A 12,594-nucleotide genomic window follows, 5' to 3' on the forward strand; every position below is an offset into this window, starting at 1 on the left:
ACCGTTGCGTTTCCGCCTATGTGATTGATATGACAGCCAGAGCGCCGCAACGCCCGCCGCAACACGGCCCAACGCTCAAACGCCGCCCCGATCATTCTGCACCCCCACCAGGGGTCGGGGTCGGGGCTGGCGTGGCAGAGGCGCGGTCAAGGCTTAGTTGGCCTTGCTTGGCAGCGCCGCCGCTAATGGCGGCCAGCGGCAGCAAGGTACACCGGATCATCGATCCGTCAAAGGACAAACCATCCCGCGCCTTGGCGCCGGCCACGCGGCGCAGCGACTGCACCCAGCCGCCCGTGGCGCCGGGCAGCGTCTGCCAGCGCGTGGCGGCGAAGATCGTCGCCAATGACTGGTGGCGGTTAGCCACCGCCAGCCAGCGCGCATCGTTTTCCCAGTGCAGCTTCATCCCGAAAGGCGCCAGTGCCTTGTTGGCATCCGACAGCCTGTCACGGCCGATATAGGCGTTCTGGTTGTAGCCTTCGATAACATACGCGATCCAGCCGCCGACCGTGCGCTTGTCATCGCCGCGCCGGCCTTCCACGATGCTGGTCGCCAGGTGCGACAGGCACTGCAAGTCATCACCATCGCCATCTTCGCCGGTCAGGCCCAGATCGACAGGCGCAAAGCCTTCCAGTTCAGCATCCCAGGCCGCGCTTTCGTCCGGCATCGCGTCATGCAGCAGCGCATCGGCCAGCATCAGCAGCGTGCCATACTGATCCGCGCCGCGTGCCGAATGTCCCAGCGCCGTCAGCCGCTCGCGCCAGGCTTGCCAGCGCGCATCGAATTCCGGCCAGATATCCAGCAGCCGCCGCCGCATCGCCGCGCCAGCCAGGCCCAGCGCCGCACTATCCAGCGCCGGCACCTTGGCCCCGGCCTTCAGCTTGTCCAGGTCCAGCACCGCAATTCTGCTCCGGTCCTGCGGGGTCAGGGGCGGGATCAGGATCGAGGCGAACTGGAAACAGCTCTGCGCCACGAACTGGATGCCCTGGTGATCCGAGCCACCCCGCAGCGCACGGCCGCCGGATGCCGCATCACGCGCGAATTTCACCACCGCGTTGATCGCGCGGTTATCTTCGCTCGCCTCGCTTTCCTCGAACGCCACCGGCAGCGTGGCGCGGCCCAGCGCCTGCCGCACACCGGCCGCCGTGGTATCGGCGGTACGCTCCAGCGCGCCGCGTCCGAACAGCAGGTCAAGCAGCTTCTGCATCATCGATTTGCCGGTGCCGCTGCCGCCGGTCAGCCAGATCATCGGCCGCCATTCCAGCGCCCCGCCGATCATCGCCGCCGCGCACCAGCCCAGCATCAGCCGCGCATCCTTGTCGCCGCGCCGCCAGTTCCAGCTTTTCAGTAGCGCCAGCACGCTTTCCGCATACCGCTGCAATTCAGCGCGCGGCATCGTCACCGCCAGCGGCCGGCCCAGCGGCGGCCGGCCCGGATAGACATGCCAGCCCACCAGCCCCGCGCGTTCTTCGCGCTCCAGCGCCATGCCGCTTGCATCGTCGCGCACCGGCCGCACCAGCACGATATCGCCCAGATGCAGCACCAGCTCGCCATCATCGCCGCGCCAGGCGCCCAGGCCGCGCTCGCGGTCGCGCGAATGCCACACGCCGGCATGCGAGCAGGCACGCATCAGGTCTTCCGCCAGATGCTCCGCCGCCCAGCCCGATTGCTCGCCTTCCTTGTTGTATTTCGGATAGGTCCGCCACAGCCAGCCGGTATCCGCGCCCACCAGGCTTTGCAAATTCAGCCGGCCATGATCCTTGGCCCGCAACTCGCGCAGCTGCCGCTGGCCATCGAGATAGAAATACACATCATCCACCAGGCCCAGTGGCACGATTGGCGCGCCATCCAGGCGGATGCGCCAGGCCGCCACGCGACCACCGCCGCCACCCGGACTTGGCGCGACATCGCCACCATCCCAGGCTTCATCGGCACCATTTACCGGCGGCCCTTTTGACCAGGCAGCGCGATCCGGTACCGCGTCGTCATCTATCGGCTCGGCATCCACCACGCCGCCATCAGCGCCAAGCTTAGCGGCTTTCGGCGCTTTCGCGCCGCCAGGCTTCGCCCTCGTGTTCGTCGCCGGCTTCGGCGCCACGGCAACCGGCGCCGCCGCTTCCAGCGCGGCACGGCCCACGGCCTCGCGCCGCTGCCGTTCTTCCTCCAGCCGTGCTTTCGCGGCTGCCAGCACTTCCGCCGGCACCATCTGCGCCGGATCGGCCAGCGGCAGATCGGCAACGCTGCTCACCACATCCACCGGGGTTGGGGACGCAACACCCATGGCCGCAGCCACAGCCTCCAGCGGCACACCACTAGACATAAATCCCCCCACTCACCACCACAGGCGCCAACCCCCAGCCGGCGAGCCACTTGATCCCAGCAAGCAATGCCGGCAGCACAATCCAAGCCATGCCAAACCCGATGGCACAGCCAACCGCTAGGCCCCAATCACGGTCCTTTTCCCGGTGCCGCCGCAACACACACTCCAACGCCTGATCGGTCATCGAATTGCCCGCGCGATGTGGCGAGAATAAACCCCGACAGCCTTCCAATAGGCCGCCATCGGCCCTTTGTTTTTCCGCCAGGAGTATTCCGCTTTCGCCGCCGCATCCGCCCCAAGATCGACAAGAATATCTGCGACAGCCGAACGCACTTCAGGAGGAAGATCGCGCAGCCGATCTACAGCAGGCAACGCAAGCACGGGGTTCTGCGATATCTGCCGCGACTTCACTCCGCTGCCTCCAGTTCCAAAACCCAGCGGCCATGCTTGCCGGGCTCGCGCTTGATCGACACGCCGCGCTGCATCAGCCGCCGCAGCGCCTTGCGCGCCGCCCTGGAGGCCAGGTCCGGCCCGCCATCGGCGGCGCCCGCCCATAATTCATCCACCAGATCGGCGGTCGCCGCCGGCCCGCGCCGCAGCGCATCGAGCAATGCCCGCTCGGTCCGGCCCAGCCGGTTGAACTGCGGCAGCGCGCTCATGCGCCACCACCCCCCCGCTTGACTAGCGTCGCGCGGCGCGCCGTACCTTTGATGCCGGCGAAGCTCATTCTTCTTGGTACCCACAATTATCGCAGATCACCCCGATGGGTTCATCAGCAGCGCCACTTTCGAGCCAAGCATTGTATTCCTCGTCCGTCAGGTATTCCGGCGCCGATGGATAGTCCAAGCCGAGGCTGTGGCTATGGCAGAAGGGACAATGGCCATGAAACATGGCGCCAGAATCTTCGACTTCATCTATCGCGTCGGTCATCGCCTATTCCCCCAACCGCCATCGCAGCCCCGGGCCGAGGCTTGCCCTGCAGAAGATCGTTCCAGTCCTTGAAAGCTTCCGGCGGCAGCGCCTTGCGCACGCCGATATGCCGTTCGGCCAGCCGCTGAAACTGCCGCTCCAATGCGGCATGAACCGGATGCGGCTTGCCTGGGAATTTCGGATGCTCGGCTGGATCATTCTGCCCGAGCCAGACCAGATCATTGCCGCCCAGCGCGCCTTTCAGTGGCACATTGCCGAGGAAACCGACCGCCATGCAGCTCGCCACGCGCCATTCCGGCCGCATCAGCGCCACGCTTAAGCCATCCTCGATACCCTCGGCAGAGCCCAGTTCGCTTGGATCAGCACCCGGCTCGAAGAAGTTGCGGCCATTCAGGCCACGCCACAGCGGGATGCAGCCGCCATCCACCGGGCCATAACTAAGTTTTGCCGTATGCTCGCGCAGCCGGTCATCGCGGCCCGGCTGCAAATAGGTGCGATGCACGCCAAGCTGCGTGCCGCCTTCACCCACCACCAGCGCCACCATGGCCGGAAAGTAACCGTCGCTTTCCGCGTGGTAGCATTGTTCCAGATAGCGCAGCGCGCGCGGCTGTGGCTGCAATCGCGCCAGATCAATCCCGCGCGCAGCCAGATAGCGCCAGGCCGGATCGCCCGGCGCCAGCATCGGCGCACCGTTCCACAGCGCCACGGCCCGGCGCCGCGTCGCCTCGCGTTCTTTCGCCGCCTTTTCCGAAAGCTCCGCCGCGCGGCGTTTCAATGCCTCATCGTCATAGCGCGGGGCAGCGTCCGGCGCGCCATCCAGCCAGCCGAGCCATTGCATCGCCCAGCGCCACGCTTTCTTGTAATCGCCGCCAAACCGCGAAGCCGCAATCAGCTTCAGCGGCCGGCCGGCTTCATCGGAAACGAAGTCCTTCCACAGCCCGCGCTTCGGGCCTCGGCTGCAATTGATTTCCATGCGCCGGCCGGCGCCGCCATCCAGGCCGCCGATATAAAAGCTGTTGCCGCGCCGCTCGCCATGAACAAACAGTTCCTCGCACAGCGCCTCCAGGCGGTCAGTCAGCGCCGCATCCAGTTCCTCCAGGCTCGGAATATCCCGCGTCCGCATGGCTTAGCCGTAATCGTCGGGATCAGGCGGCGGATATTTCGCGCGCGCCACCTGCATTGCCGCGTCCAGCGACGCGATACCAGCCTCCGCCACCGCGCGGATATCGGCCAGCGTCATGGCCGGATGGATCGGCAAGACCATACTGCCTTGCATGCCATAGCCACCCGAATTCCAAACCACCTCGACCGACGAGTGATCGGCGAGATCAGCCACCACCTGCACATTCCCCGGCTGCACAATGCGGCTGGCAACCGTCATCACACCGGCCCCAGGGTTCGGCCATTGCCATCCACGCGCACGCCGTGCGCCGCTGCCTCGCGCATGATTTCCGCTTGCCGTGCCAATTCGATCCGCATCAGGCTCGCGGCCAGTTCATCGAACAGCAGCGCCACTTCCTCCAGCGTCTCATGCCCGAACAACGGCCGGACCGCGGCGTTATGCACCCAGCCCAGCGGCGGCCCCATCAGGCAGACTTTCAGCCGCCATTTGAAAATCCCGCCGCGCAGCAACTCGCCATCGGCTTTCCACCCATCCTCGAATTCCTTGTTCAGCAGCCGCTCGGTCATTGCGCGGCCTCCGAAAAAGCCGGCGCCGAGCCCTGGAGCCCGGCGCCGTTCGAGTTGGAGGAAATATCAGCGGCTGCTGGCTGCTGATCGCTATCTGCCGGCGCCGCCGGCTGATCGAAGAATTTACCCAGGTCGATACCCAGCGCCGCCAGCACCCGGCGACTGTCGCGGCCCAGCGGCTTCTTGCCGGCCTCCCAGCCCGCCCATCGCTGTTGCTGCACACCATGGCGCGCGGCGGCATCGTGTTGTGACAGGCCCGCCAGGCGGCGCCACTCGCGCAACAGCCGTGCGCCCTCATTCTTCGCCGCCGTCCTGCTGTTACGCTTGCCCATCACACCCGCCTTTCTCAACATCTAGTAGGCGTCAAATCGAGTGCCCCCATATGTCGTATCTGGCGAATACTCCCAATGGATGTTATTTGTCAAGCGTGGAAAACGCGGACCAATCCAGTGGATTTTTGAATTTACGCCCGGCGGGAGTTACACCCCCGGACATGGCCGCACGCCCGAAAACCCGCCCGCGCATCCCGAAGGACGCTCCGCCGCCCTGGGAAGCCCCGGACGCGCCGCATCGCCTGGGCTACTGGCTCCAAGCCAAGGGCATGACGCAGCAGACCCTGGCGGGGCTCACCAATTCCAGCCAGCAGCATGTCGGCAACATCGCTAAATTCGCCAAGCCGCTCATGCCACATATGGCGCAGCGATTTGCTGCCGCGCTCGGCATCACCCTCATGCAGCTCTATTTCGGCGCCGCCGCGCCGGATCCCGCCGAACTCGCTTTCCTGCATCGCTTGCGCGCCATGGCGCCGGGTGATCGCGCCATGATCGCCGCCATGGCCGACCGCTTCGCGCCCGCGCCGCCGACGATCAGCGCCCCCGAAGTGCTGGCGCGGATGGCATCGGAAGAAGGCATCGACCTTGGCGATTTCAGCGCAACGCTGTGGCAGAAGCTGGACAGCTACGCGGCCAAGGAACTGGCGACCTATCCCGAGATCGGCGAGATCGATGCGCTGCGCCGCGAACCGCTGGTGGCCTCGCTCTACCTCATCGCCTTAAGCGAGACGGGCCGCGAGGCCGAGCCCGACTACAGCCGCGCCCGGCTGTTTCTGCGCACCCAGGCCGCATCCTTGCGCGCCAGCGGCCGCCGCCGCGCCAACTGATTATCGATCATGCGCCGAACCGCAGCGGCCTTGGCCGCCTGGATCATCGCAACGATTCCGGCCAGCGCAGCGGAGGAGCCCGCATGGCGCGCCACCGATGGCGACAGCCTCCGCCATGGCCGCAGCGCCCATCGCCTATATGGCATCGACGCGCCCGAATTGCGCCAGACTTGCCGGCGCGGCCAGGAGGATTGGCCCTGCGGCGAAGCCGCGCGCGACCGTCTTGCGGCGCTGATCGAGGGCCGCGCCATCGCCTGCGAGACACTGGAGCAGGATCGCTACGGCCGCAGCGTCAGTATCTGCCGCGCCGATGGCACTGATCTTGCCGCCCTATTGGTGCGCGAGGGCCTGGCTGTAGCCTATCTGCGGTATTCCTGGCGCTACCTGCCGGATGAAGCCTATGCCCGTATCCGCCGCCGGGGCGTGTGGTCTGGCGAATTCGAGTTGCCCGAGCAGTTCCGCGCACGCCACCGCTAGGCAAAAATTTCCTGTTGCGCGACCCCGCACAAGTTGCATTAATGCCGGAGCGTTCGCCGGATAACGGCGGGGGCCGGGCCCGGCAAGGCCCGATCCGCAGGCTGTGAACCTGCCCCTGAACAGCGATCAATGATCAAGGCCCGCCGGCCAGCTCTGGCGCGGGCATAGTGGAGGGGTTTGTTCGTGCCGTCGATGCGCCGCCTGTGGGCCACGCTCGCCCAGTCTTTCGAGGATTTATGGCAATCACCCGGCGAGGGCGGCCCCGCTCGGCCAGCGCCCGCGCCGCTGCGCGTCAAGGATCAGCGCCAGCAGCGCCCGATCCTCGAAGCGCCAGGCGTTTGCCAGCAGCCAATACAAGCCGGCGCCAGGCAGCAGCACGCCCGGCGCATAGACCCACCAGATCGATCCGCGCAATGCCAGTTCAGCCGCCAGGATCAGCACCAGGCATAGGCCCAGCGCGATATGCCACAGCCGCCGGCCGCGCGCCTCGCCGGCTTCAAAGTCTGCCGCCGGCAGATCGAACACCAGCCGCTGCCCATTGCTCGGGTCAAACAGCTCCATCCGCCGGAAACCCGGCGGAGATGCAGCGCCGCGAGACAGCATGAAGCCCATGCCAAAGGCTAGGCCAGCCAGGCCATAGCGCCCAAACATCTATTAGTTGTTGACAGTAACTCCCAATGGATGTTATTCCCGCATTGGTTCGACACCAGCGGGGAACACACCCATGACATTCAGCCGCCGCGCACGCCGTGCGCCCCAGATCGCCGAAGCCGCCGCGCCCAGGCTGGATAAGCGCAAGCTCGCCATTGCCGGCGCGGAGGCCACTGCGAACGAACTCCGCAACACCGCGCGCATCCGCCGCCAGGAAGGCGAAGCCGACGAGGCCGCCATGCTGGAGGGTGAAGCCAAGACCCACGACCTCATCGCCAGCCAGTTGCGCGAAAAGCGCATCGGCTACCGCCAGCGCCAGCACGCCGGCTATGTCGCCAAGGCGCTCCGCGCATGAGCCAGGTCGAGAGCGTAGGCATATCTAATTCGCAGGTCATGCGGTCCGAGGATTTCCGCCATGGCTTCTTGGAGGCGCGCCAAGGCCGACCGCTCGATCCTGACTACAAGGCCAAGGACAGCGCCTGGCTCTACGAGTACGGCCGGCTGGCGGCCAACCATCGCGCCTTTGGCGCCTTCATCGCCCCCCCCCCCCATTCAGGTCGCACAGACGCCGGCAAGCTGTTTGTCAGACTGCTGGCCGAACACCACCGCGATATCGCACCCAGCACGCCCGACGCCTGATTTTCCCACCATGGCAGCAAAGGAGAGAACCGCCATGCCAAACCGCAAACCACCGCACCCAATCGATATCGAAGCCGGCCGCCGCCTGCGCGCGGCCCGCCAACTGGCTGGCATCAACCAGACCCAGCTTGGCAACCATGTCGGCATCACCTTTCAGCAGGTGCAGAAATACGAAAAGGGCTTGAACCGCATCAGCGCCAGCCGGCTTTCGCTATTCGGCCAGCTGCTCAATGTCCCGCCGAGCTACTTCTTTGGCGAGGATACCCCCGCCATCGCCGAGCCTGTGCAGGCCACACCCGGCTCACTAACCCGCACCGAGGCCAAGCTGGTCCGCCAGTTTCGCGCCGCGCCCGGCGAATTCCAGCGGGCTGTGTCAGCGATGCTCGACGCCGCCCATCAGGAGGCCGCGCGATGAAAACCACAATCACGACCAGCGGCGATGAGGCCATCACGGTCACAACCTCCACATCCGTTTTCCGCACCACCAACCCGCCGCGCACCGCGAAGCGCGTGCGCCAAGTATGGGTCGAAATCGGCCACAACCTGCAAATCAGCTTGCCGATCTTCGCCGCCGCCGACCTCCATCGGCAATTGGGCGAGATGCTGGAACGGCAACGCACGGCAACCGACATAAACAGGAGCGCGTCATGACCCGCCCCATCACCGAGGCCGCCGGCCGCGACAGCTATGTGGTGCGCGACTGGTCGAGCGGCGACCAGATCGGCGCCGTGGTCGAGCAGGGAGGCCGCTTCATTGCCAGCCGCTTCGGCACGCCACTCGGCTGGTTCCCCAGCCTCGCGGATGCCGCCGACCACATCGCCGCCATCGACGCCCACCGCCTGGAGGCCCGGCCATGACCGCCCCGACTATCGAATTCCTGGCGGATGTGAACGCCGAGCTTTCACGCCACCAGAGCAGCTTTGGCGCCGCCGCAGCCTGCCTTGTCTCATTCCCCAAGCCGCGATTGCGCCTGAAAATCTGGGCCATGGGCGAGGAAATCGACATGCCGGCGGGCCTCACCGCGACGCAGATCGCCGAATTCGCGCAGCTTTGCACCCGGTGCTTTTACGCCGGGCGGAAAGTTGGCGGCGACAACGCCTGGAAACAGCTTCGCGACCTGATCGGCGTGGACCGCCGCGACCCGGAGACACATTCATGACCGCCACTGACAAGACGATCCTTCACCGCCTGGAGGCTGCTATCAGCGCCAGCGGGCGCACCGCGAACGCCGTGCTGATCGAGGCAGGCTTGGCCGAGAACTGCATCCGCCAGGCCCGCAGCGCCGGCACCACGCCGAGCGTAAAGGTTATCTCCGGCGTCTGCGGCGTGCTTGGGATCAGCGCCGATCAGATCATTACCGGCCATCAGCCCGCCGCCAGCTTCGCGCCGCTCTTTGCCATCCGTCCCATGGGCGACAACCCGCGCCAGGATTTCGACCTCGAATTCCTGGAGGAACTGGCGGACAGCATCGAGGCGCGCGGGGTGTTGCAGCCGCTGGTGCTGCGTCGCCTGTTCCCCGGCGAGGAAGTGCCGGAAATGCCCGGCCTGCGCTTCGCCGTGGTGGCGGGCGAGAACCGCTGGCGCGCCTTGATGATGCTGGCGCAGCGCGAACGCTGGGATGGCGAGGCCGCCAATGTGCCGTATGTGCTGAAGCACTACGACACCCCGGCTGATGCGCTGTTCGACGCCCTCACCGAGAACCGCTTGCGCCGCGACATGCCGCCGCTTGATGCCGCCGAGGCGCTGGCGAAGCTGCGGCGGCAGAAATTCAGCCCGGCCCAGATCGCCAAGGCCAGCGGCTGGAAGGTGCGGCGAATTCAGCAGCTGATCAAGCTGGCGACCGACCTGATCCCCGAGGCCCGCACGGCGCTTCGCGAGAATGTCATCAGCTACACATTCGCCCGCGAGCTTTCCGAAACCACACCGGCCATCCAGGCCGCCTTGCTGCCGCGCTGCCACAGCTTCCGCACGTCAGACGACCTCGCACGCACCATCCGCCAGATGGAAGAAGCCAAGGACCCCGGCGAAGCCTACCAGCGGCTGGCGGAGAAGGCGGCACCGCCAGCTAAGCGCGCCGCCAAGCGCGATCCCGAACCGCTGCCGCCCGTCCGCCAGATGATTGCCGATGTGGCCCAGCAGCTGGAATTGGGCGACGACGCCGATGATGACGAGGAAGAAGGCGACACATTCGACGCCGACGAAGCGGCCGAGCCGCGCACAATCGACGACCTCAAGCGCTGCGGCCAGGTGGACATGCTGCAAGAGGTCATCGACTGGATCGGCCCGCAAATTCATGGCGCGCGGCAGAAGGCCCGAGCCGACAAGGAAAGCGCCTACTGGTATGCCAAGGCCCAGGCCGGCGAGAACCTGATCGCCGTGATCCGCAAGTACAAGAAGGAGGCCGGCCATGCCCCGCGCTGATGGAGAACCGATGGCCCAGATCGGCCGCCTGGCGCTACGCCACGAGGGCGAGTGGTGGAACGCCTACTATGCGATGCCCGGCACCATGGAGCGCGCCATCCTGCTCGGCTCCGTTCGTTTCACCGCCGTGGTTGAAAACCCGGCGGTGAAGCAAGGCTTCATGGATCTGATGCGCGAACTCCTCGGCCGCATGATCGAGAAGCAAACCGGCGGGCGCCCCACCTGGCCAGGTCCACAGCCCGCCCCAGAGCATGAGAGGGCCGGCAATGGCTAACGCCGGTCCGCACGAATGACCCACGCCGCAGATAACCCCTTTGATGCCATTCCGATGGAGCGGCTGCCGCCGCCAAGCCAGCCGGAACGGCAGCCCTGGGTGCTTACCTGCGTGCTGGTCGAACTGGCCTATATGTGCACCAGCCAGCGGCAATTGAACCGCTGGCTGGCAGACCACAAGACAACGATCCGCTGGCTTGAAAAACACCACGCCACCTATTACGGCGCCGCCCGCCGCGCCATCAGCGCCTATCGCGATACCCTGCCGCCGGAGCCACCGCCGGAGCAGCACGCGCCATGACCGAGCGCAGCCTGCCGATGCAGATGACCGAGGCCCAGGTGGCAGCCGAATTCGGCGGCCGGTCAGCCCAATGGCTCCGCCGCAAGATCGCAGCCGATCCAGCTTTCGCCGATTTCCCCAAGCGCGACCGCCGAACCGGGCTGTACCGCACCTCGGAATTCATGGCATGGTTGGAGCGCGACGAGGCCCCAGCCGCGCCAGCAAACCGCGCACGCCGTGCGGGCGCCACGCCGCGCAGCGAGGATGACTGGACCCAGGAACTGGTCGGAAGGCAACTATGACAAAAAGCGGCACCCGCATCAGGCACCTTGTCGCGCGGCGCAACAGCGACGGCGCGCTGCGCTTCTATTGGAGCCCGAGCGCCACCCTGAAAGCCGCCGGCTTCGCCGTGGTGCGGTTGCATGGCGACTTGGCCGATGCCGCCGCCCAGGCGGAAGCCTGGAACAGAAAGGCCGATGATTTCTACAAAGGCGTGGAACCGGCCAAGGCACCGGCCAGCAAGAGCATAGCGGGCCTGATCGCCCTGTTCCTCGGGGCGCCCGCCTTCAAAGAGTTAGGCCCGCGCAGCCGCGCCGACCATACCTACTACCTGGGCATGCTGGAGAACTATGCCGGCGACGTTCCCTATGCCTCGTTCAGCCGCATCGCAGCGGAGGACTGGCTATTCAAGGTGAAGGAGAAGCACGGCCCGACCATGCGCTTTCATTGCTACAGCACCGCCCGCCGGCTCTATAGCTGGGCCGAGCAGCGCGGCGTGGTCACGGTCAACCCGTTCTCTAAGCTCGACGTGCCGACACCCAGCCGCCGCGCCGTCACCTGGCGCCTGGAACACCTCGCCATCATGCAGCAGGCGGCGGTAGCAGCCGGGCGCCCATCCATGGCCCTGGCTTGCGCCATGGCCTTCTATCTGATGCAGCGCGAGGCCGATGTGCTGCACATGCTCCGCTCGGCGGATGATGGCGAGGTGATGACGTTCAAGCAGCGCAAAACCGGCAAGGACATGGAAATCCATATCCACCCCGAACTGCGCTCCTGGATCAGCAAGACGCCGAAATCGGATACCGCCATGACATTCGTGGTGGATGAAGCCACCGGCCGGCCTTACAACGAACATACCTTCCGGCGCCGGTTTGCCGAAATCAGAGCCGCTGCCGGCATCCCCAAGGAACTCCAGTTCATGGACCTCCGCCGATCCGGGGCGACCTACCTAGGCGAAAGCGGCGGGACCGAGGATGAAATCGCCAGCATGACGGGTCATGAGAACCGGGAGATGCTGGCTATCTACGTTAAGAAAAATCGCCGCTTCACCCAGAACGCGGTCGTCAAGATGGCCGACTACGCCGCAGCGACGACAAAGAAACAAGGTGAGAACAACTGACCGCCAGTTGAACGCGTTCAACTGCCATATCGGCTTTCCAGTTGAACGCGCGAGCCGCGCGAAAGCATCGGGCCCAAGGCCAAAATGGCCGGTATATTATTGAAAATGAAAAGGAAAGTGGCGGAGGGGATGGGATTCGAACCCACGGTACAGGTTTACCCTGTACAACGGTTTAGCAAACCGCCGCCTTCAGCCACTCGGCCACCCCTCCGCACGCGAGTGGGTTTTACATTACACGGCGTATGCGGGGCCTCTTCTAAGGGCCGAGGGCTGGCCTGTCAATGAGTTGAGACAGCCCACGGGGCCAATCGCTGATGATCGAAAAGCCGGCTTGACGTCATTTGGACGATTGTCCTAGG

22 protein-coding genes and 1 tRNA gene are annotated in these 12,594 nt (G+C 65.7%); 13 read left to right on the forward strand and 10 right to left on the reverse strand.

The window, feature by feature from the left end:
• Positions 1-91: 91 nt before the first annotated feature.
• The 8 genes from ACQY7X_RS17840 to ACQY7X_RS17875 all read right to left on the reverse strand — a co-directional run bounded on the left by ACQY7X_RS17840 (position 92) and on the right by ACQY7X_RS17875 (position 5,268).
• The gene (locus tag ACQY7X_RS17840; protein WP_428246762.1) at positions 92-2,317 is read right to left on the reverse strand and encodes a hypothetical protein; all 2,226 of its coding nucleotides are present in this window, start codon (positions 2,315-2,317) and stop codon (positions 92-94) included.
• 180 nt (positions 2,318-2,497) lie between these two features.
• Complete coding sequence (locus ACQY7X_RS17845) at positions 2,498-2,728, reverse strand: hypothetical protein (protein ID WP_428246763.1); 231 nt, start codon at positions 2,726-2,728, stop codon at positions 2,498-2,500.
• Complete coding sequence (locus ACQY7X_RS17850) at positions 2,725-2,976, reverse strand: hypothetical protein (protein WP_428246764.1); 252 nt, start codon at positions 2,974-2,976, stop codon at positions 2,725-2,727. Before ACQY7X_RS17850 ends, ACQY7X_RS17845 begins: the two co-directional genes overlap by 4 nt.
• A gap of 64 nt (positions 2,977-3,040) precedes the next feature.
• Positions 3,041-3,247, reverse strand: a complete 207-nt coding sequence (locus ACQY7X_RS17855) for a hypothetical protein (protein ID WP_428246765.1) — start codon at positions 3,245-3,247, stop codon at positions 3,041-3,043.
• Positions 3,228-4,370, reverse strand: coding sequence for a DUF7146 domain-containing protein (locus ACQY7X_RS17860; RefSeq protein ID WP_428246766.1), 1,143 nt, complete (start codon positions 4,368-4,370; stop codon positions 3,228-3,230). Before ACQY7X_RS17860 ends, ACQY7X_RS17855 begins: the two co-directional genes overlap by 20 nt.
• Before the next feature lie 3 nt (positions 4,371-4,373).
• Entirely contained in the window at positions 4,374-4,628 is a 255-nt protein-coding gene (locus ACQY7X_RS17865) for a hypothetical protein (protein ID WP_428246767.1), read from the reverse strand.
• Positions 4,628-4,936 carry a hypothetical protein gene (locus tag ACQY7X_RS17870; RefSeq protein ID WP_428246768.1) on the reverse strand — a complete coding sequence of 103 codons (309 nt, stop codon included), beginning with the start codon at positions 4,934-4,936 and terminating at the stop codon, positions 4,628-4,630. Before ACQY7X_RS17870 ends, ACQY7X_RS17865 begins: the two co-directional genes overlap by 1 nt.
• Positions 4,933-5,268 carry a helix-turn-helix domain-containing protein gene (locus ACQY7X_RS17875; protein ID WP_428246769.1) on the reverse strand — a complete coding sequence of 112 codons (336 nt, stop codon included), beginning with the start codon at positions 5,266-5,268 and terminating at the stop codon, positions 4,933-4,935. Before ACQY7X_RS17875 ends, ACQY7X_RS17870 begins: the two co-directional genes overlap by 4 nt.
• Positions 5,269-5,429: 161 nt before the next feature.
• Between ACQY7X_RS17875 and ACQY7X_RS17880 the strand changes: the two genes are divergently transcribed.
• Positions 5,430-6,095, forward strand: coding sequence for a helix-turn-helix domain-containing protein (locus tag ACQY7X_RS17880; protein ID WP_428246770.1), 666 nt, complete (start codon positions 5,430-5,432; stop codon positions 6,093-6,095).
• A 9-nt stretch (positions 6,096-6,104) separates the two neighbouring features.
• Entirely contained in the window at positions 6,105-6,572 is a 468-nt protein-coding gene (locus ACQY7X_RS17885; RefSeq protein WP_428246771.1) for a thermonuclease family protein, read from the forward strand.
• Positions 6,573-6,815: 243 nt separating this feature from the next.
• Here the strand turns inward: ACQY7X_RS17885 and ACQY7X_RS17890 are convergent, their stop codons facing one another.
• Positions 6,816-7,223 (reverse strand): hypothetical protein, encoded by a 408-nt coding sequence (locus ACQY7X_RS17890; RefSeq protein ID WP_428246772.1) that lies wholly within the window; start codon positions 7,221-7,223, stop codon positions 6,816-6,818.
• Between the two features lie 73 nt (positions 7,224-7,296).
• On the opposite strand from ACQY7X_RS17890, the gene ACQY7X_RS17895 reads away from it, so the two are divergent.
• From ACQY7X_RS17895 to ACQY7X_RS17945, 11 genes are read left to right on the forward strand one after another with little or no spacing between them, the layout of a single operon-like run.
• On the forward strand, positions 7,297-7,578 hold the full coding sequence (locus ACQY7X_RS17895; protein ID WP_428246773.1) for a hypothetical protein: 282 nt from the start codon (positions 7,297-7,299) through the stop codon (positions 7,576-7,578).
• Positions 7,575-7,862, forward strand: a complete 288-nt coding sequence (locus ACQY7X_RS17900; protein ID WP_428246774.1) for a hypothetical protein — start codon at positions 7,575-7,577, stop codon at positions 7,860-7,862. The genes ACQY7X_RS17895 and ACQY7X_RS17900 overlap by 4 nt, the downstream gene beginning before the upstream one ends.
• A 34-nt stretch (positions 7,863-7,896) precedes the next feature.
• On the forward strand, positions 7,897-8,277 hold the full coding sequence (locus ACQY7X_RS17905; protein ID WP_428246775.1) for a helix-turn-helix domain-containing protein: 381 nt from the start codon (positions 7,897-7,899) through the stop codon (positions 8,275-8,277).
• Complete coding sequence (locus tag ACQY7X_RS17910) at positions 8,274-8,513, forward strand: hypothetical protein (protein ID WP_428246776.1); 240 nt, start codon at positions 8,274-8,276, stop codon at positions 8,511-8,513. Before ACQY7X_RS17905 ends, ACQY7X_RS17910 begins: the two co-directional genes overlap by 4 nt.
• Positions 8,510-8,719 (forward strand): hypothetical protein, encoded by a 210-nt coding sequence (locus tag ACQY7X_RS17915; protein ID WP_428246777.1) that lies wholly within the window; start codon positions 8,510-8,512, stop codon positions 8,717-8,719. The genes ACQY7X_RS17910 and ACQY7X_RS17915 overlap by 4 nt, the downstream gene beginning before the upstream one ends.
• Positions 8,716-9,021: a hypothetical protein gene (locus tag ACQY7X_RS17920; protein ID WP_428246778.1), complete on the forward strand. Its 306-nt coding sequence runs from the start codon at positions 8,716-8,718 to the stop codon at positions 9,019-9,021. The genes ACQY7X_RS17915 and ACQY7X_RS17920 overlap by 4 nt, the downstream gene beginning before the upstream one ends.
• Entirely contained in the window at positions 9,018-10,283 is a 1,266-nt protein-coding gene (locus ACQY7X_RS17925) for a ParB/RepB/Spo0J family partition protein (RefSeq protein WP_428246779.1), read from the forward strand. The genes ACQY7X_RS17920 and ACQY7X_RS17925 overlap by 4 nt, the downstream gene beginning before the upstream one ends.
• Complete coding sequence (locus ACQY7X_RS17930; protein WP_428246780.1) at positions 10,270-10,557, forward strand: hypothetical protein; 288 nt, start codon at positions 10,270-10,272, stop codon at positions 10,555-10,557. The genes ACQY7X_RS17925 and ACQY7X_RS17930 overlap by 14 nt, the downstream gene beginning before the upstream one ends.
• 15 nt (positions 10,558-10,572) lie before the next feature.
• The gene (locus tag ACQY7X_RS17935) at positions 10,573-10,857 is read left to right on the forward strand and encodes a hypothetical protein (RefSeq protein ID WP_428246781.1); all 285 of its coding nucleotides are present in this window, start codon (positions 10,573-10,575) and stop codon (positions 10,855-10,857) included.
• Positions 10,854-11,138, forward strand: a complete 285-nt coding sequence (locus ACQY7X_RS17940; protein WP_428246782.1) for a hypothetical protein — start codon at positions 10,854-10,856, stop codon at positions 11,136-11,138. Before ACQY7X_RS17935 ends, ACQY7X_RS17940 begins: the two co-directional genes overlap by 4 nt.
• Positions 11,135-12,235, forward strand: coding sequence for a tyrosine-type recombinase/integrase (locus ACQY7X_RS17945; protein WP_428246783.1), 1,101 nt, complete (start codon positions 11,135-11,137; stop codon positions 12,233-12,235). Before ACQY7X_RS17940 ends, ACQY7X_RS17945 begins: the two co-directional genes overlap by 4 nt.
• A gap of 118 nt (positions 12,236-12,353) precedes the next feature.
• Here ACQY7X_RS17945 and ACQY7X_RS17950 read toward each other — a convergent pair.
• A tRNA-Ser gene (locus ACQY7X_RS17950) sits at positions 12,354-12,446 on the reverse strand.
• Positions 12,447-12,594 lie beyond the last annotated feature (148 nt).

The sequence above is a fragment of the Ferrovibrio sp. genome (assembly GCF_965278975.1).
GTDB lineage: Bacteria > Pseudomonadota > Alphaproteobacteria > Ferrovibrionales > Ferrovibrionaceae > Ferrovibrio.